This is a genomic window from Streptomyces sp. NPDC007875 (assembly GCF_042868035.1).
Classification (GTDB): domain Bacteria; phylum Actinomycetota; class Actinomycetes; order Streptomycetales; family Streptomycetaceae; genus Streptomyces; species Streptomyces antimycoticus.
In genome coordinates this window covers 24,742-43,543 of sequence record NZ_JBIADZ010000022.1, presented here as the reverse complement: position 1 = coordinate 43,543, position 18,802 = coordinate 24,742, and the positions used below count along the sequence as shown (strand labels likewise).

Annotated in this window: 16 protein-coding genes; 9 read left to right on the top strand and 7 right to left on the bottom strand. The window is 70.0% G+C overall.

Going from position 1 to position 18,802, the window contains the following annotated elements; genetic code table 11:
* The first annotated feature begins 100 nt into the window (after positions 1-100).
* Both ACFYOY_RS34890 and ACFYOY_RS34885 read left to right on the top strand, forming a co-directional pair.
* Entirely contained in the window at positions 101-1,312 is a 1,212-nt protein-coding gene (locus ACFYOY_RS34890) for a glycoside hydrolase family 5 protein (RefSeq protein WP_388591466.1), read from the top strand.
* 50 nt (positions 1,313-1,362) lie between these two features.
* Entirely contained in the window at positions 1,363-2,676 is a 1,314-nt protein-coding gene (locus ACFYOY_RS34885) for a glycoside hydrolase family 6 protein (RefSeq protein WP_388591542.1), read from the top strand.
* 74 nt (positions 2,677-2,750) lie between these two features.
* Here ACFYOY_RS34885 and ACFYOY_RS34880 read toward each other — a convergent pair whose 3' ends face one another.
* Positions 2,751-3,797, bottom strand: a complete 1,047-nt coding sequence (locus ACFYOY_RS34880) for a LacI family DNA-binding transcriptional regulator (protein WP_351889718.1) — start codon at positions 3,795-3,797, stop codon at positions 2,751-2,753.
* A 280-nt stretch (positions 3,798-4,077) separates the two neighbouring features.
* Between ACFYOY_RS34880 and ACFYOY_RS34875 the strand changes: the two genes are divergently transcribed.
* The 5 genes from ACFYOY_RS34875 (at position 4,078) to ACFYOY_RS34855 (ending at position 10,717) form a co-directional block, all read left to right on the top strand.
* Complete coding sequence (locus ACFYOY_RS34875; protein WP_351889724.1) at positions 4,078-5,412, top strand: extracellular solute-binding protein; 1,335 nt, start codon at positions 4,078-4,080, stop codon at positions 5,410-5,412.
* A 7-nt stretch (positions 5,413-5,419) separates the two neighbouring features.
* A complete protein-coding gene (locus ACFYOY_RS34870) occupies positions 5,420-6,445 on the top strand; it encodes a sugar ABC transporter permease (protein ID WP_351889729.1) in 1,026 nt (341 codons plus the stop codon).
* A 17-nt stretch (positions 6,446-6,462) separates the two neighbouring features.
* A complete protein-coding gene (locus ACFYOY_RS34865) occupies positions 6,463-7,377 on the top strand; it encodes a carbohydrate ABC transporter permease (RefSeq protein WP_351889734.1) in 915 nt (304 codons plus the stop codon).
* Between the two features lie 72 nt (positions 7,378-7,449).
* Entirely contained in the window at positions 7,450-8,856 is a 1,407-nt protein-coding gene (locus tag ACFYOY_RS34860; protein WP_351889738.1) for a beta-glucosidase, read from the top strand.
* Positions 8,857-9,034: 178 nt separating this feature from the next.
* Entirely contained in the window at positions 9,035-10,717 is a 1,683-nt protein-coding gene (locus ACFYOY_RS34855; RefSeq protein WP_388591464.1) for a cytochrome bc complex cytochrome b subunit, read from the top strand.
* Between the two features lie 207 nt (positions 10,718-10,924).
* Here the strand turns inward: ACFYOY_RS34855 and ACFYOY_RS34850 are convergent, their stop codons facing one another.
* From ACFYOY_RS34850 to ACFYOY_RS34840, 3 genes are all read right to left on the bottom strand, one after another.
* Positions 10,925-11,980 carry a chitinase gene (locus ACFYOY_RS34850; RefSeq protein WP_351889748.1) on the bottom strand — a complete coding sequence of 352 codons (1,056 nt, stop codon included), beginning with the start codon at positions 11,978-11,980 and terminating at the stop codon, positions 10,925-10,927.
* 138 nt (positions 11,981-12,118) lie between these two features.
* Positions 12,119-13,513 (bottom strand): sensor histidine kinase, encoded by a 1,395-nt coding sequence (locus tag ACFYOY_RS34845; RefSeq protein ID WP_388591462.1) that lies wholly within the window; start codon positions 13,511-13,513, stop codon positions 12,119-12,121.
* Entirely contained in the window at positions 13,510-14,223 is a 714-nt protein-coding gene (locus tag ACFYOY_RS34840) for a response regulator transcription factor (protein ID WP_351889757.1), read from the bottom strand. The genes ACFYOY_RS34845 and ACFYOY_RS34840 overlap by 4 nt, the downstream gene beginning before the upstream one ends.
* A gap of 402 nt (positions 14,224-14,625) precedes the next feature.
* Here ACFYOY_RS34840 and ACFYOY_RS34835 point away from each other — a divergent pair, with 402 nt between their 5' ends.
* The gene (locus ACFYOY_RS34835; RefSeq protein WP_308124787.1) at positions 14,626-14,841 is read left to right on the top strand and encodes a hypothetical protein; all 216 of its coding nucleotides are present in this window, start codon (positions 14,626-14,628) and stop codon (positions 14,839-14,841) included.
* Positions 14,842-14,889: 48 nt separating this feature from the next.
* Here the strand turns inward: ACFYOY_RS34835 and ACFYOY_RS34830 are convergent, their stop codons facing one another.
* The gene (locus ACFYOY_RS34830) at positions 14,890-15,780 is read right to left on the bottom strand and encodes a spermidine synthase (RefSeq protein ID WP_388591459.1); all 891 of its coding nucleotides are present in this window, start codon (positions 15,778-15,780) and stop codon (positions 14,890-14,892) included.
* Between the two features lie 66 nt (positions 15,781-15,846).
* Positions 15,847-16,392: a hypothetical protein gene (locus tag ACFYOY_RS34825; RefSeq protein WP_351889773.1), complete on the bottom strand. Its 546-nt coding sequence runs from the start codon at positions 16,390-16,392 to the stop codon at positions 15,847-15,849.
* 187 nt (positions 16,393-16,579) lie between these two features.
* On the opposite strand from ACFYOY_RS34825, the gene ACFYOY_RS34820 reads away from it, so the two are divergent.
* Complete coding sequence (locus tag ACFYOY_RS34820; protein WP_351889779.1) at positions 16,580-18,010, top strand: tetratricopeptide repeat protein; 1,431 nt, start codon at positions 16,580-16,582, stop codon at positions 18,008-18,010.
* Positions 18,011-18,024: 14 nt separating this feature from the next.
* On the opposite strand, the gene ACFYOY_RS34815 is transcribed toward ACFYOY_RS34820, so the two are convergent.
* Positions 18,025-18,618: a histidine phosphatase family protein gene (locus tag ACFYOY_RS34815; protein ID WP_351889784.1), complete on the bottom strand. Its 594-nt coding sequence runs from the start codon at positions 18,616-18,618 to the stop codon at positions 18,025-18,027.
* Between the last annotated feature and the right edge of the window lie 184 nt (positions 18,619-18,802).

Below are 18,802 nucleotides of genomic sequence, written 5' to 3'. Positions count from 1 at the left end.
GACATGAGCCCGTCGAGCGCTACCTTCACTTCAACCAGTGGGAGCGGTTCCAGCAGTCTGCGCCGTATCGAACGGCGCTTGGACCTCAAGGAGTCGCTCCATGCGAGCACCCCCGCGCCTTTATGCCTTGGTGGCCGCCGCGGTCTTATCCGTGGTGGGCACCGCCTTGGTGCCCACCACCGCCACCGCCTCGGCGGCGAGCGCATCGGCCACGACCACCGCGTCGGTCGCCCCCGCCGACGCACGGTCCATGCCGTCGAAGCCGGCGAAGCCGTCGAAGCCGCTCCGCCCGAACGCCGCACCGCCGAAGCTGCGCGCCTCGGGCAACAAGCTGGTCGACGAGAACGGCGCCACCCGGCGGCTGCTGGGTGTCAACCGCTCCGGCGGTGAGTTCATGTGCGTCCAGGGACACGGCATCTTCGACGGCCCCGTGGACGACGCCTCCGTCAAGGCCATCGCGGACTGGAAGGTCAACGCGGTCCGGATCCCGCTCAACGAGGAGTGCTGGCTGGGCCTTTCCCATATCAACCCGGCCTACGGAGGGGCCAACTACATCGCGGCGGTCAAGGCACTCGTCACCCGGCTGGAGGCCCATGGCATCACGCCCATCGTCGAACTCCACTGGTCCCACGGCACCTACACCGGAGGGGACAGCCACTGCCCCGGCACCGAGTACGCCACCTGCCAGAAGCCGATGCCGAACGCGCAGTACACCCCGGCCTTCTGGACCTCGGTCGCCCAGACCTTCAAGAGCGACCAGGCCGTGGTCTTCGACCTGTTCAACGAGCCGTTCCCGGACCGCGCCACCTCCGGCCTCACGGCGGCGTGGAAGTGCTGGCGCGACGGCGGGAGCTGCCCCGGAATCGACTTCCAGGTCGCCGGGATGCAGAGCCTGCTGAACGCCGTAAGGACCGCGGGCGCCAAGAACCTGGTCCTGATCCCGGGGGTCGCCTACTCCAACGATCTGCGCCAATGGCTGACGTACAAGCCGAACGACCCGGCGGGCAACCTCGCCGCCGCCTGGCACACCTACAACTTCAACACCTGCTCGAGCGAGAGCTGTTTCAACGAACAGCTCGCCCCGGTCATCGCCCAGGTCCCGTTCGTGGCGGGCGAGATCGGCGAGAACACCTGCTCCCACGGCTATATCGACCGGGTCATGGCCTGGCTGGACGCCAAGGGCGCCTCGTATCTGGGCTGGACCTGGAACACCTGGGACTGTTCCTCGGGCCCGTCTCTGATCAGCGATTACAACGGCACGCCGACCAACTTCGGCGTGGGACTCCGTGATCACCTGAAGGGAATGCAATGAGCCGCAGAATCCGAATGGCGGGCACTTTGCTCGCCGCCTCCGCGCTGACCATGGGGGCGCTGACCGGTGTGGCGTCCGCCCAGGTGGACAGCGGCAGGGCGGCCGCCGCGAAGGTCGACAACCCGTACGCGGGCGCCAAGGTGTATGTGAACCCCGACTGGTCGGCCAAGGCCGCCGCCGAACCCGGCGGCAGCAAGATCTCCAACCAGCCGACCGGCATCTGGCTGGACCGGATCGCCGCGATCAACGGCACGGGCGGCGCGATGGGGCTGCGCGCCCACCTCGACCAGGCGCTGCAGCAGTCCAGCGGCAGCCCGACCGTCGTCCAGTTAGTGGTCTACGACCTGCCCGGCCGTGACTGCTCCGCGCTGGCGTCCAACGGCGAGCTGGGCCCGACCGAGATCGACAAGTACAAGACGCAGTTCATCGACCCGATCGCATCGATCCTCTCCGAGTCGAAGTACGCCAACTCCAATCTGCGGATCGTCACCACGATCGAGGTCGACTCGCTGCCCAACCTGGTCACCAACACCGGCGGCAGCGCCACCGCGACCCCCGAGTGCGACACGATGAAGGCCAACGGCAACTATGTGAAGGGCGTCGGCTACGCCCTGAACAAGCTGGGCTCCATCGGCAACGTCTACAACTACGTGGACGCCGGGCACCACGGCTGGATCGGCTGGGACAGCAACTTCAACCCCACCGCCCAGGTGATCAAGCAGGCGGCGACGGCCGAGGGCAGCACGGTCGACAAGATGGCCGGCATCATCGTCAACACGGCCAACTACAGCGCGCTGAAGGAGAACAACTTCACCGTCAACGACTCGGTCAACGGGACCACCGTGCGCCAGTCGAAGTGGGTGGACTGGAACCAGTACGTGGACGAGCTCTCCTACGCCCAGGCGTTCCGCCAGGAACTGGTCAACGTCGGCTTCCCGAGCAACATCGGCGCGCTGATCGACACCTCCCGCAACGGCTGGGGCGGCTCGGCCCGGCCCAGCGGCCCCGGCGCGAAGACGGACGTGGACACGTACGTCAACGGCGGGCGCTACGACCGCCGGATCCACATCGGCAACTGGTGCAACCAGTCCGGCGCCGGACTCGGTGAGCGGCCCAAGGCGGCACCGGCATCCGGGATCGACGCGTATGTGTGGATGAAGCCTCCGGGCGAGTCGGACGGCTCCAGCTCCTCGATCCCGAACGACGAGGGCAAGGGCTTCGACCGGATGTGCGACCCGACGTACACCGGCAACCCGCGCAATGGCAACAACATGTCGGGTGCGCTGGCGAACGCTCCGCTGTCGGGCCACTGGTTCTCGGCCCAGTTCCAGGAGCTGCTGAAGAACGCCTACCCGGCGCTGTAAACGCACGGTCCGTCCCCTGAGGTGGGGCCGGTGGTCGCGCGAAATGCGACCACCGGCCCCACATGCTTTGCCCCTCAGGAAGACTCCCGCCGCACCAGCTGGGTAGGAAGTACCATCTGCGGCCGCTTGGAGGTGCGGTCCGACAGCCCCTCGATCTCCTCCAGCAGCACCCGCACCATCGCCCGGCCCATCTCCTCCGTGGCCTGCCGGACGCTGGTGAGCGGAGGGTCCATATGGCGGGCGACGGCCGAGTCCTCGAAGCCGACCAGCGCCACGTCGTCCGGGACGCGGAGCCCGCTCTCGCGCAGCACCTGCCGGGCGCCCGCGGCCATCACGTCCGAGGCGGCGAAGACCCCGTCCAGGTCCGGACGCTGGTCGAGCAGTTGGCGCATGGCCCGGCGGCCGCCCTCCTCGGTGAAGTCCGCGGACGCCACCAGCTCCGGTTCCACCTCCCGGCCCGCCGCCCGGACCGCGGCGCCGTAGCCCTCCAGGCGGCACTGCGCGACATACATGTCCAGCGGTCCGGTGATGGTGGCGACGGTCGAGCGGCCGCGGCCGATGAGGTGCTCCACGGCGGACTGGGCGCCTCCGGTGTTGTCCGAGTCGACGTACGGGACCGACTCATGCGCCGAGCGGCGGCCGCTGAGCACCGCGGGCATCTCGATCCGCTCCAGCAGGTCCGGCAGCGGGTCGTCCGCGTGCACGGAGACCAGCAGCACTCCGTCGACCCGGTGCGCGGAGAGGTAGTCCGCGAGCCGCTGCCGTTCCTTGGGGGTACGGATGAGGGTCAGCAGCAGCTGCAGATCGGTGTCGGCGAGCTCGGCGCCGACACCGCGGATGATGTCGGAGAAGTACGGTTCGGCGAAGAGCCGGGTCTCGGGCTCGGGGATGACCAGGGCGACTGCGTCGGCACGGTTGGCGGCGAGCGCGCGGGCCACCCGGTTGGGCACATAGCCGAGTTCGGCGACGGCCTGCTCGACGGCCGTCCGGGTGCGGTCGCTGACCCGCGGCGAACCGTTGATCACGCGGGAGACGGTGCCGCGGCCGACTCCGGCGCGGGCCGCCACTTCCTCGAGGGTCGGCCGTCCCCGCCCCGCGCCATGCCGCCGCGTTCCTGCCATATCGCGCCTCCAGCCGTCCATGCCCAGCAGCTCCAACCCCCCAAATGGGCGGCTGCGGAGACATTCAACAGCAGTGTGGTTTCGGGAAGTTGTTTCGCGCACTCCCTTGACACCCCAGCGGGGAGCCGCGACCCTTCAACACATCACAGCTGGGAGCGCTCCCACCGTACCTGAGCCATACACAACCCGCACGATGCCCACCCGACTCGATGCATCTCAAAGAGCCATGTATCAGTACTTTTTGGCCGGAAGCCGTTGGGCCGGGCGCTAGGAGGACGGAATGCGCAGGAACACTGGTAGTCACCGCAGCAGAGCCGTGGTCCTCGCGGCCGTCGCCGCTTTCGGAGCCGGGCTGCTCAGCGGTTGCGCCGATGACGGCGACGACGGATCCGCCGGCTCGTCCGGCGGCGGCGACAGCAAGGGCAAGACGGTCGTGACCGTCGGCACCTACGGCGTCATGGGTTTCAAACAGGCCGGGCTCTATGACGAGTACACAAAGCTGCACCCGGATATCAAGATCGAAGAGAATGTGATCGACCCGGCCTCGAACTACTACCCGCAGCTGCTCACCCATCTCGGCTCGGGCAGCGGGCTCGCCGATATCCAGGCGGTCGAGGTGGGCAACATCAATGAGGTCACCACCACCCAGGCCGACAAGTTCGTTGATCTTTCGAAGGCGGACGGCGTCAAAAAAGAGAACTTCCTCGACTGGAAGTGGGCCCAGGCCACCGCCAAGGACGGAAAGACGATCGGCCTCGGCACGGACGTGGGCCCGATGGCGATCTGCTACCGCAAGGACCTCTTCCAGCAGGCCGGGCTCCCGGCCGACCGTGACGCGGTCTCCGAGCTCTGGGCGGGCGACTGGCAGAAGTACCTCGACGCCGGCAAGGACTACGCGAAGAAGGCGCCGCGCGGAGCCGCGTTCCTGGACTCGGCCGGCGGACTGTTCAACGCGGCGGTCTCCGGCGGCTCGGAGGTCTACTACGACAAGAGCGGGAAGCCCATCTACAAGGACAGCCCGGCCGTCAAGAAGGCGTGGAAGCTGGCGACCGAGGCGTCCGGGTCCAAACTCTCCGCGGGGCTCCAGGAGTTCACCAAGCCCTGGCAGCAGGCGCTCGCCAACGGCAAGTTCGCCACCGTCTCCTGCCCGGCCTGGATGCTCGGCCAGATCAAGGAGTACGCCGGGGACAAGTACAAGGGCAAGTGGGACGTCGCAGCCGCCCCTCAGCCCGCCAACTGGGGCGGTTCCTTCCTCTCCGTGCCGCAGGCGGCGAAGAACAAGGACGAGGCGGTCAAGCTCGCTACCTGGCTGACCGCGCCCGAGCAGCAGGCCAAGCTCTTCGAGAAGCAGGCGAGCTTCCCCAGCGCCCAGGCCGCGTACGAGCTGCCGCAGGTGGCCGACGCCAAGCTCCCGTACTTCAACAACGCGCCCATCGGCAAGATCTTCTCCCAGGCCGCGAAGGACAGTCCGACGCAGGTCCTGGGCCCGAAGGACGCCGTCATCAAGCAGAACTTCACCGATGTCGGCCTGCTCCAGGTCGAGCAGCAGGGCAAGTCCGCCGACGAAGGCTGGAAGGCCGCGATCAAGACGAACGACAACGCGTTGGACCAGTGACCCGGACATGACCGCACCTTCCGGTTTCACCCCTGATACGGCCGCGCCCCCCGCAGGGCAGGGGGGCGCGGCCCCGCGCGCCGCGACCGCGCCGGCGCCCGACCCGGCCGAGCAGCGGCGTCGTGACCGGCGCAGCCGCCGCTACCGCTGGGATGTGCGATGGAGCCCGTACGCCTTCGTCGCCCCCTTCTTCGTCTTCTTCGCCGCCTTCGGCCTCTTCCCCCTGCTCTACACGGGGTGGGCCTCGCTGCACCAAGTGGAGCTCACCAACCCCACCCATATGGAGTGGGCGGGGTGGCACAACTACTCCAGGCTGTGGGAAGACGAGTTCTTCTGGAAAGCGCTGCGGAACACCTTCACCATCGGGGTGATCTCCACCGTTCCCCAGCTGCTGATGGCCCTCGGGATCGCGCATCTGCTCAACTACCGGCTGCGCGCCTCGATGTTCTTCCGGGTGGCGATCCTCACCCCGTACGCCACCTCTGTCGCTGCCGCCGCCCTGGTGTTCGCGCTGCTCTTCGGGCATGACTACGGCATGGTCAACTGGTCTCTGGGACTGGTCGGACTGGACGGCATCGACTGGCAGAACGGCACCTGGACCTCTCAGATCGCGGTCTCCACGATCGTCATCTGGCGGTGGACCGGTTACAACGCGCTGATCTACCTGGCCGCCATGCAGGCCGTGCCGAACGATCTGTACGAGTCGGCGGCGCTGGACGGGGCCTCGCGCTGGAAGCAGTTCCTGCATGTCACCGTCCCGTCGCTGCGGCCCACCATCCTCTTCACGGTCGTCGTCTCCACGATCGGGGCCACCCAGATCTTCGGTGAGCCGCTGCTGTTCAACACCGCGGGGACGGCCACCGGCGGCGCCGATCACCAGTACCAGACGCTCGGCCTGTACATGTACGAGCAGGGCTGGGTGAACCTGCACCTCGGCCGGGCCTCCGCCATCGCCTGGACGATGTTCCTGATCCTGCTGCTGATCGCCGCGGCCAACGCGCTGTTCGCGCGACGGCTGCGAAAGAGCCAGTGAGGGAGACGAGGAGAACCATGAGCGCCACTGTCTCTTCCCGGCAGACACTCGATCCGGCAGCTCCCGCGCGCACCACTCCGCGGGGCGGAAAGAGCCGCAGCCGAGCGGGCAGGCAGCTGCACGGGGGCAAGATCACCTACGCCGTGCTGATCCTGTTCACCATCGGCTCGCTCTTCCCGCTGGTGTGGACCGCCATCGCCGCCTCCCGCACCAACACCCGGCTGGCCCAGACACCCCCTCCCCTGTGGTTCGGCGGCAACCTCTTCAACAACCTGGACAAGGCGTGGAACGGCGCCAACATGGGCACCGCGCTGCTCAACACGACGGTGGTGGCGGGCACGGTCGCAGCGTCGACTGTGCTGTTCTCGACCATCGCGGGCTTCGCCTTCGCCAAGCTGCGCTTCCGATTCAAGAACATCCTGCTGATGCTCACCATCGGGACGATGATGGTGCCGCCCCAGCTCAGCGTCGTGCCGCTGTACATGATGGTGGCCAAGCTGGAGTGGACCGACCAGCTCCAGGCGGTCATCGTGCCGACACTCGTCAGCGCCTTCGGGGTCTTCTTCATGCGGCAGTACCTCTCTCAGGCGCTGCCGACCGAGCTGATCGAGGCGGCGCGGATGGACGGCGCGAGCAGCTTGCGGATCATCTGGCATGTCGTCTTTCCGGCGGCGCGTCCGGCGATGGCGGTGCTGGGAATGCTCACCTTCGTCCAATCGTGGAACGACTTCTTCTGGCCGTTCATCGCGCTCACGCAGAACGGCAACCCGACCATGCAGGTGGCATTGACCGGTCTGAGCCGGGGGTACACCCCGGATCAATCACTGATCATGGCGGGGGCGCTGCTGGGCACCCTGCCGCTGCTGATTGCCTTCGTCCTCTTCGGCAAGCAGATTGTGGGCGGCATCATGCAGGGCGCGGTCAAGGGCTGAGCGGCCCGCCACCACCACTCAGTCCTCCCTCCCCGTTTCCCCCTCCCCACGACCTCGAATGGGAGCGCTTCCATGACTCTTACCTTCCCGCCCGGATTCCTGTGGGGCGCTGCCTCGGCCGCCTATCAGGTGGAGGGCGCAGCCCAGGAGGACGGCCGCACCCCGTCCATCTGGGACACCTTCAGCCACACCCCCGGCAAGGTGCTCGCCGGTGACACCGGTGATGTGGCCGTCGACCACTACCACCGGTTCCGCGAGGACGTCCGGCTGATGGCGGAGCTGAACCTGGCGGCGTACCGCTTCTCGGTGTCCTGGTCACGGGTGCAGCCCACCGGCCGGGGACCGGCCGTCCAGCGCGGGCTCGACTTCTACCGCTCGCTGGTGGACGAGCTGCTGGGCGCGGGCATCCAGCCGGTGCTCACCCTCTACCACTGGGACCTCCCCCAGGAGCTGGAGAACGCGGGCGGGTGGCCGGAGCGCGAGACCGCCGAGCGGTTCGCCGAGTACGCGGGCATCGTGGCCGGGGCGCTCGGCGACCGTGTCGAGTTCTGGACCACCCTCAACGAGCCATGGTGCAGCGCCTTCCTGGGCTATGGCTCTGGGGTGCACGCCCCGGGCCGCACCGAGCGGCTGGCCCCGCTGCGCGCCGCCCACCATCTCAACCTCGCCCACGGTCTCGGCGCCCAGGCGCTGCGCGCCGCGCTCCCCGCCCGCGCCCAGATCGCCATCAGCCTCAACCCGGCCGTGGTCCGGCCGCTCAGCGACAAGCCCGAGGACCTGGACGCATCGCGGCGTATCGATGCGCTGGCCAATCGCGTCTTCACCGGGCCGCTGCTGCGCGGTGCGTACCCCACCGACCTGATCAAGGACACCGCCTCGATCACCGACTGGTCGTTCGTCCGGGACGGCGATCTGGCCGTCATCAAGCACCCCCTCGACGCGCTGGGCATCAACTACTACACACCGTCATTGGTAGCAGCCGGCACCGACAACGAGGGCTCGCCCGCCCGCCACGACGGCCACGGCGCCAGCACCCACTCCCCCTGGCCGGGCTCGGAGCAGGTGGCCTTCCACCAGACGCCGGGCGAGCGCACCGAGATGGGCTGGACGATCGACCCGACCGGACTGCACGACCTGCTGATGCGCTACACCCGTGAGGCGCCGGGCGTACCGCTGTACATCACCGAGAACGGCGCCGCGTTCGACGACAAGCCGGACGCGGAGGGCGCGGTCCACGACCCGCGGCGGATCGAGTACCTCCAGGACCATCTGGCCGTCGCCCACCAGGCCATCGCGGACGGTGCCGATCTGCGCGGCTATTTCCTGTGGTCGCTGATGGACAACTTCGAATGGGCGTACGGCTACAGCAAGCGCTTCGGCGCGGTCTACGTGGACTATCAGACGCAGGCCCGGGTGCCGAAGTCCAGCGCCCGCTGGTATGCCCAGGTGGCCCGCACCGGAGAGCTTCCGGCGGCGTAGGGACCTGCTTCCGCGGCGCCGCCCGCTGGGGGGCGGGCGGCGCCGCGGATGGCAGTCGAGACGGCGCACAGGGGCGCAACCGGGCCGGTGCGTTCTTCCTTCAAAGGGGTTACACCCTGATCCACCCGGCCGAAGAGCGCCGTCATCCCTTGAGAATGCCTGGTAAACCCATTGAGACATGAGAGCATTTCCGGAGCGCCGCCAGAGGTTCCGCGATGAGGGATCCGGTCGGCGCGCGCCCGCCGGAAAAGGCGAGGCCCTCGCCGACTGGTTCGACGGTCGGGTGGGCCTCTTCAAGATGGCCAAGGCCAATCTGCGCAAGGTCTTCCCCGATCACTGGTCCTTCCTGATCGGCGAGATCGCCCTCTACACATTCATCATCATCATTCTGACCGGCGTCTATCTGACCCTGTTCTTCAAACCGGCGATGAACGAGGTGGTCTACGACGGCCGGTGGACGCCGCTGAACGGCATCCGCATGTCGCAGGCGTACAAGTCCACCCTGGACATCAGCTTCGATGTGCGCGGCGGCCTGCTGATGCGGCAGGTCCACCACTGGGCGGCGATCATCTTCATCGCCAGCATGCTCGCCCATATGATGCGGACGTTCTACAACGGCGTCTTCCGCAAACCCCGCGAGATCAACTGGCTCTCCGGCGCCGGTCTGCTGATTCTCGGGATGTTCGACGGCTTCATGGGCTATTCACTGCCCGACGATCTGCTGTCCGGCACCGGTCTGCGCTTCATGGAGGGCGCGATCCTGTCGATCCCGATCGTCGGCACCTATCTGTCGTTCTTCTTCTTCGACGGCCAATTCCCGGGAACGGCGATCGTGCCACGGCTGTTCACCGTGCACGTACTGCTGATCCCGGGCATCATGCTCGGGCTGCTGGCGCTCCATATGATCCTGCTCGTCTACCACAAGCACACGCATCTCCCGGGGCCCGGGAGGAAGAACATGAATATCGTGGGGCCGCCTCTTTGGCCGGTCTATGTGGCCAAGTCCGGCGGTTTCTTCTTCCTGGTCTTCGGCGTCACCACGCTGATGTCGGCCATCGCCCAGATCAACCCGGTGTGGGCCTATGGCCCCTATCGGCCCGACCAGGTGTCCACCGACGCCCAGCCCGACTGGTACATGGGCTATTCCGAGGGGCTGATCCGGCTGATGCCGGGCTGGGAGATCAATCTCTGGGGCCATACCCTGGTGCTCGGGGTACTGATCCCCTTCCTGGTCTTCCCCACGGTGCTGCTGGTGATCTGGCTCTATCCCTTCCTGGAGGCATGGATCACCGGGGACAGACGCGAGCACCATCTGAACCAGCGCCCGCGCAACGCCCCGACCCGCACCGCCTTCGGCAACGCCTGGGTCGCCCTCTACGGGGTCCTGCTGCTGGGCGGCGGGAACGACCTCATCGCCACCCACTTCGATCTGTCGATCAACGCGATCACCTGGGCCTGCCGGATCGGCTTCTTCGTGGTGCCGGTCGTGGTCTTCATCATCTCCAAGCGGATCTGTCTCGGCCTCCAGCGCAAGGACCGGGAGCTGCTGCTGCACGGCCGTGAGACCGGCATCATCGAACGGCTGCCGCACGGTGAGTTCGTCGAAGTGCACGAGCCGCTGTCGCCGGCGGAGAAGTACACGATGACCGCGTACGAACAGTACGAGCCGCTGGAGCTGCCGCCGACGGTCGACGCGGCCGGAGTCGCCCGCAAGCTCTCCTTCAAGGAGAGGCTGCGCGTCTCGCTGTCCCGGAGCTACTTCGGTATCAACGGCCAGATCGCCAAGCCCACGAGGGAGCAGGTGGCGGAGCACGAGGAGCATGAGGAGGCGGAGCGGGCCGAGGAGCCCCAGCGCCCCTAGGGTCCTTCTGGCCGGGATCCGCCAGACAGGCCCCAGGACGACGGAACCGGCGGGGCGCGGCGGGTGGGGATTCCGTCCGCGCCCCGCCGTGTGGGGGGGGTGCCGTGGGGGGTGGTGATGGTGGGGCTTATGGGGCTGACCGGCCCCGCGGGTTATGCGGCTGACGGGCGGTGTGGGGCCGCACCGGTGTCAGCCGACGTCACCCGTTCAGCCGTTGTAGGCGCCGAACGCCTTGGTGAACGCGAACTCCTCCTGGTCGATCGAGCTGCAGGTCGGCGACGCGGTGTCCTGCGGGCTGGGGCACTGCTTGTCGCGGGTCGCGGACCACATCGACAGCCAGGCCAGCCCCTTGGACTTGGCGAACTCCACCACCTGGGAGGCGTCGTCGACCTTGAATATCTCGTTCTTGACGTCATTGACGCCGATCATCGGGGTGACCGCGACGGCCTTCCACGCCTCGTCGTCGCTCAGCTCGAGGGCGCCCTTGATCTGGCCCTGGGTCGCCGTGGCGGCGTCGATGGCGTACTGGCCCATGTCGTCGTCGAAGGAGGCTCCGTAGTCCATCGCCATGATGTTGACGGCGGAGACCTTCACCCCGTTCTTCTTGGCGTCGGCGACGAGATCGACACCGTCCTGGGTGAGGCCGGTCGGGAGCACCGGCAGGGTGAAGGAGACGTCCAGGTCGGGGTTGCTCTGCTGCAGCTTGGCGATGGCCTGGGCGCGGCGGGTGTTGGCCTCCTTGTTCGGAAGCGCGCTGCCCTCGATGTCGAAGTCGACCTTGGTGAGCTTGAGGGTGTCCACGACCTTGCCGTAGGCCGCGGCGAGCTCGTCCACCGAGGTGCAGGCCAGGCCCAGCTCGGAGCCGGACGCGCCGCCGAAGGAGACCCGGACGTCGCCGCCGGCCGCCCGCAGCTGCTCGGTCTGCTTGGCCACCGCGTCGTCGCCGACCTCGGTGACGCCGCCCCACTTGGGGGTACAGCCGCCACCGGAGGTGATGAAGGCGAGGTTGAACTGCTTGACGCCGGTCTTCTCGGCGGTGCCCACCATGTCGTAGGCGGGGTAGAGCGAGGTGTCGATGTACGGGGCGAAGCCGCCGCTCGCCGCCGCGGCGGCCTTCTCGGAGGCGGCGGGCTTCTCGGAGACGGTGCCCGCGTTCGCCGCCCCGCTGAGCGCGAACGCCGCGCCACCGGCCACGACGAGGGCGGCGGTCGCGCCGATCGCCTTGGTGGTCCGGCTCGCCTTGCGACGGTGCGTGCTGCTCATCAGGTCCCTGCCTTCGCTGTGCGGATGTGGGGGGTGATGGTGCGGGCGCCACGCTAGCGAGGGGAAGTCGGACAAACGGCAGGATCCGTGCACCGGCCATGGATCTTATGGCTGCCTTAAGGAACCCATCGGCGGCGATTAATGCTCCGCGGGCTCCTTGGGCCGGGTGCGGCCCCGGGTCTTCCGCTTACGGCCGCGCCGACGCTGTCCCGGGTCCGCGGAGCCGACGCCGTTCAGCGAGAGCCACACCCGTACCTCGGTGCCGCCCAGCACCGACCGCCCGATCCGCAGATCGCCGCCCGTGGACTCCGCGACCCGGCGCACGATGTCCAGGCCGAGGCCGGTCGAGCCGGGGCCGCCGTCGCCGTGGCCGCGGCGGAGCGCCGCGGCCGGGTCGGCGATACCGGGGCCCGCGTCGGAGACCAGGATGATCACACTGTCCTCGCCGTTGTGGACGTCCACCGCCAGCGCCGTGCCCTCGGGCGTGTGCCGGAAGACATTGCCGAGCAGGGCGTCCAGCGCGGCGCCGAGTTCGGGGCGGGCGACCGGCACCCGTACGGTCCGGTCGACCCCCGCCAGCCGCACCGTACGGTCCTCGTCCTCGGCGAGCGCGGACCAGAACTCCATCCGGTCCCGGATCACCTCGGAGGCGTCACAGCCGGAGGGCGTGTGCGTCTTCTGCTGGCGTGCGGTACGGATGATCTGGTCGACCTCGCGCTCCAACTGGGCGACGGCGGCGCGGGTCTGGTCGGCCGCCGGTCCCTCGCCCAGCGAGGCGGCGTTGAGGCGCAGCACGGTGAGCGGCGTACGGAGCCGGTGGGAGAGGTCGGCGGCCAGCTCACGCTCACCGGCCAGCAGCTGGACCACCTGGTCGGCCATGGAGTTGAACGCGGCGGCGGCCGCCCGGAGTTCGGCCGGGCCGTCCTCCGGGACCCGCACCCCGAGCTCGCCATGGCCCAGGTCGTGGGCGGCGGCGGCGAGCCGCCCGGCCGGACGCACCAGCCGGGTGCCGAGCCGGTCGGCGGTGGCGACCGCGCCGACGATCAGCGCGAGGCCGACGCCCGCCAGCACCAGCCAGGACGTCGTCACCCCGCTGGTGACCACCCCCCGCGGGACATACACCTCCACAACCGCGACCTGACCGCTGCTCAGCGCGGTCGGCTGGAGCAGTGCGTAGCCCCCGGGCGCGGCGGACACCGAGGCGCGGCCGAGCCGCCGCGCGGTGGTCAGCTCGCCCTTGGCCGCACGGCTCTTGCCGAGATCGTAGCCGCTCCCCGGCTCGCCCGGCTCATCGGGGACATGCACCGCCATCCGACCGTCCCCGCCCGCCTGGGTGCTGGCCACGGCGCGCTGCAGCCGCGCCCGCTCGGTGGTGATGGCGAGCGCCGGGCCGATGGTGGCGGCCTGCCGCTCGGCGTCGGCGAACGCCCGGTCCCGGGCCAGCTCCTTGACGACGAGGCCGAGCGGTACGGCGAAGGCGACCACCACCATCGCGGTGACCGCCAGGCAGACCTTGACCAGGGCCCATCTCACGTGGGCTCCGCCGGGGGCTCCAGCTTGACGCCGACCCCGCGCAGCGTGTGGAGATAGCGCGGCCGGGCGGCCGTCTCGCCCAGCTTGCGGCGCAGCCAGGACAGATGGACGTCTATCGTCTGGTCGTCCCCGTACGCCTGCCGCCAGACCTCGGCGAGGAGCTCCCTGCGCGGCACCACGACGCCGGGCCGCCCGGCGAGATAGGCCAGCAGATCGAATTCCCGCCGGGTCAGATCGAGCGTCATCCCGTCCAACTGGGCCTGGCGGCGCAGCGGATCGACGGCCAGCCCGCCGACCCGGAGCACCGCCGGGGGCGCCGCCGCACGGCCCGGCTCGCCCGGCCCGCCGCCGCGGACGCGGCGCAGCACGGCGGTCATCCGGGCCGAGAGATGCGCCACGGAGAACGGCTTGACCAGGTAGTCGTCGGCGCCGTCGTTGAGCAGCCGGACGATCTCGCCCTCGTCGTCACGGGCGGTGGCCACGATGACCGGCACATCGGTGATGCCGCGCAGCATCTTGAGCGCCTCCGCCCCGTCCAGATCGGGCAGGCCGAGGTCCAGAATGACGACGTCGAATCCGATCTGTGCCACCTCGCGCAACGCCTCCAGGGCGGTGCCGACGCTGCGCACGGTATGGGACGCCTCGGTCAACTGCCGTATGAGGGCTGAGCGTACGAACTGGTCGTCCTCGACGACGAGCACACTTGCCATGAGCGGCACCGTACGCCATTCGGGTGAGGCAAGATGGGGAAGATGCGAAGAGGTCTGGTCCAATGTCTGGCGTGGGTCCTCGCAACCGGCGCCGCGGTCACGCTGTCGTGGTACGGCGTGCGGACCGTCCTGACCGGAACGGCCTACGATCCGCCGCGCGCGCTGCCGATCGCGGACGGCTCCCGTTCGGCGACCGGGGCCTGGTCCTCCTCGACGCACCGGCCCAAACCGCCGTCGCCCTCGGCGACTTCACCCTCTTCCCCGCCCTCGGCCTCACGCCCTGGGGCGGATGCGGGGGCCGATCGGGACAAGGACGAGGGGTCCGGTTCTGCCGGGCGCACCCGGAAGCCGACGCAGGCGCCGCCCCGGAAGGAAACGGCGCGGCCGGAGGAGAGCGGAGAGGTGCGCAGCTATCCGGCCAAGGGCGGCCGGGCGGTCTTCGACATCCGGGCGGCGTCGGCGGATCTGGTCTCGGCGACACCGGACGGCGGATGGCAGATGCAGGTGTGGAAGCAGAGCGAGTGGATCCGGGTGGACTTCGTCTCCGGGGCCGACACCACCACGATCTTCTGCACGTGGCATGACGGCCCGCCGCAGGTCCGTATCGACGAGCACTAGCGGGGGCCGGCTGACGGTCCGCTCAGGCTCGCTGCCGGTCCGCTCCGCTCAGGTGAAGACGGCGGGCGGCGGGGCCGGGGAGGGGGCGGCGGTCGCGTCGGTGACCGGGGCCGCGCCACCGGTGAAGTCCGCGAGCGCGCGCCCGTGTTCGACCCGGGCGGGGTGCGGATCTCCGGCTGCCCGGCGGGTGAGCTCGGCCAGCGGCAGGTCGCGGTCGGCGGCCAGCAGCACGGCATTGCCGAAGCGGCGGCCGCGCAGCAGGGCGGGGTCGGCGGTCAGACACACCTCGGCGAACGCGGCGCGGGCGGTGGCGATCTGAGCCTTCAGATGGGCCAGCGGCGGACCGTCGGCGAGATTCGCGGCGTACCACCCGTCCGGGCGCAGGGCGCGCCGCACCTCGGCGAGGAACTCCACACTGGTGAGATGGGCGGGCGTGCGGGCCCCGCTGAAGACATCCGCGATGATCAGATCCGCCCAGCCGTCGGGCACCTTGGCGAGCCCGGCCCGGGCGTCGGCGCCGCGCACCCGTATCCGGTCACCTGGGTCCAGCGGCAGCTCACTCCGGACGAACTGGACGAGCGGGGCGTCGATCTCGATGATCTGCTGGGTGGAGCGGGTGCGGGTCGCCGCGATGTAGCGGGCGAGCGTGAAGGCGCCGCCGCCCAGATGGACCGCGTGCAGCGGGCGGCCGGGAGGGGCGACGAGATCGGCGAGGTGGCCGAATCTGCGCTGGTACTCGAAGTCGAGATACGCGGGGTCGTCGAGATCCACATGCGACTGCGGCTTGCCGTCGAGCAGCAGCGTCCAGCCGCGCGGCCGGTCCCGGTCCGGCACGAGCTCGGCGAGCCCCCCGTCGACGGATGCGGTGACCGGCTCGGGGCTGCGCCCCCGCGCCGCTCCGCGCCCGCGCGCGGCTCGCTTGTTCGTGCCTTTCGCCATGTGTCCCAGTATGCGGCGGACCACTGACAGCCGGTCGCCGGGAGGGAGGGGCGGATGGTCACCGCCTCACTGGCAGCGGTCGACGGCCTCGATCGTGCGGGCCGCCTCGCCGAGCGCCGCCCGGAGCTCGGCGGGGTCGGTGGCGACCGTGTACGCCGCGCCGGGCGGCACCAGCCAGCCGGTGCCGATGCCGGGCGGCGCGTCGTCCCCGGCCGCTCCGGATTCGGTGTCTCCGGCTTCGGCGTCTCCGTAGGCGGCGTCTCCGGACGGGGTGTCCCCGGCTCGGGTCTCCGCGGATCGGGTGTCTCCGGCTTCGGCGGGTGCGCCGGTGCCGGAGCCGATATTTATCCGGATTCCACGCCCCGATGTCTGGGTGCACGCCGAGCCCGGCAGATCCCAGCCGTCCGCCGTTCCGGGCGGTACCAGGAAGCCGAGGGTGTCGCAGGCGTTGTCATGCAGGACGGGACCGAGCCCGTCGCACGCACGACGCAGGATGTCCACCGCCTCCAGCCCCTGGCGGGCGGGCACGGTGACGAGATCGCAGTCCTGGCGCTGGGGGTGCTGGGCAGTCGTCCGCGAGCGGCTGATGTCCACTCCGGCCTCCCTCTTCATCGGGTCGCACCTGATTCAACGCGCGGCGGTGTCAACGGCTACGGCCGAATGCCGCCGTAAAGGATGGCAGTTCATGGCAGATCATGGGCGAGATGTGATGTTTGCCGGAAATCTCCGAGTGTCGGAGATCTCGCAGCCGGTACGGTTCTCCCCCGCCCACCTGGCATCACCAAGGGAGAGGCACAGCATGACGCCGCTTCCGGAGCCCCCGCCTCCCCGGCCGAACACCGCGTTCCGCCGACTGCGCGGACAGCTCTCGCCCTCCGAGTTCGCGGCGTCCGTGCGCCGTGCGGCCCTCGAGATCGGGGAGCAGGTCTCCTGCGACGCCCGCTACATCGGCCGTGTCGAGTCGGGGGCGATCCGCTGCCCCAACTACGCCTACGAGCGGGTCTTCCGCCATATGTTCCCCGGCCGCACCCTTACGGATCTCGGCTTCGCCTCCCGTGAGTCGGTCCGCGGCCACCAGGCCCGCGGCCCCGCGGGCCCTCCCGTACCCGTACCCCTGTCGGTCCCCGTATCCGTCCCCGGCCCGCGCCCCGGGCCTCCCGAGCCCCGGGGCAAGGGGACCGTCGACATCTTCGAGGAGAGCGAACTGCTACGGCGCTCGTTCATGGCCGGTGGGGCGGCGGCCGCCGCCGTGGCCGCCGCGCCCCGGGCCGGAACGCCGCCCCGGCGGGCGGGGCGGCGAGTGGGGGAAGCCGAGGCCGCCGCCGTGGAGGAGGCCGTACGGCGGATCCGGTTACTGGACGACCGGCACGGCGCCGATCCCCTCTATGCGCACACCGCCAAGCCGCTGAGCGCCGCCTACGCGCTGCTCGACGCGGGCGGCTACAGCCGCTCGATCGCCGAGCGGCTCTTCGCGGGCGCCGGTGAACTGGCCATCTCGGTGGGCTGGCTGGCCCATGACTCCGGGCGGCTGTCCGACGCGCGGTCCCACTACGCCGAGGCCCTGGCCACCGCGCGGGTCTCCGGCGACGCCGCCCTGGAGACGCACGCGTTCTGCAACACCGCCTTCCTCGCCCGCGACGCCGGCCGCCCCCGCGAGGCCGTACGGGCGGCGCAGGCGGCCCAGCGGGTCGCCGAGCGGCTCGCCTCGCCGCGGCTGCTGTCGCTGCTCGCGCTGCGCGAGGCCGGGGGGCTCGCCTGGCTGCCCGACCGGGGCGGCTGTGAGCGGGCGCTACTGCGGGCCCGGACGCAGTTCGGGCGCGGGCCCTGCGACGCCGACCCGGAGTGGATGAGCTTCTTCGGGGAGGCCGAACTGGAGGGGCTGGAGGCGCAGTGCTGGTCGGCGCTCGGCGACTGGAAGCGCGCCGTGGAGCACGCCCGGCGCGCGGTCGCCCTCCAGAACCCGCACTTCACGCGCAATATCGCGCTGTTCACCACGGAGTTGGCGAGCGATCTGGTGGCCGGGGGCGCGCCGGACGCGGCCGCCGCCGCGGCTGGCCGGGCCCTGGGCCTGCTGGACCAGGTGAAGTCGTCGCGGATCCGCCGGATGCTCGACGACACGGCCCGGATACTGCGTCCTTACGGTCGCGATGAGGTGGTCGCGGACTTCCTCGACCGCCATGAGGCGGCCGTCACCCGCCATGAGGCGGCCGGCCGCGCCTGCCCGGTCTGACGCCGGTTCGGCTCTCAGTCGAGATGGCCGGTGTCGTTCCAGCGCTCGATGGCAGGCTCGCCGTAGGCCCAGCCGAGCACCGACAGGGACGTCGGATCGAGCCGGATACGGGCGGCGAAGGAGGCGTCATGGCCGAGCCAACGGGCGCCCAGCGTCCGCAGGATGTGGCCGTGGGCGAAGACCAGCACATCGCGGTCGGCCGAGCGCGCCCACTCCACGACCTCGTCGGCCCGCGCCTCGATCGAGGCGATCGACTCGCCCTCGGGCACCCCGTCGCGCCAGATGAGCCAGTCGGGCCGGGTGGCCTTGATCTCGGCGGGGGTCATCCCCTCGTACGCGCCGTAGTCCCACTCCAGGAGCGCGTCCCACTCCCGCGCCCGGTCGCCGAAGCCCGCCAGCCCGCAGGTCTCCTTCGCCCGCGACAGCGGGCTGGTGCGCACCTCGACGTCCGGAAGGCCCGCCCAGGGGCCGTGGTGCAGCCGCTCGCCGAGCAGCTTGGCGCCGCGCCGCCCCTCGTCCAGCAGCGGGATGTCCGTACGGCCGGTGTGCTTCCCGGAGAGCGACCACCGCGTCTGTCCGTGCCGGGCCAGGAGGATGCGTGGGGCCATGGGTACTGCCTTCTTTCACCGGTTCCGCACCGCCGCGCCGCCGTGCGCCATTACACGCCGCTGCCTGCGGTTTCATGCACTCTTCGGGACCGGCACATGGCCGATCGCCATCCCTCCATCATCGCGCATGTGATCGGCAGGCAACCTCCGGGGCACTCCTGGCGTCTTCCAGGCTGCGCGCGAG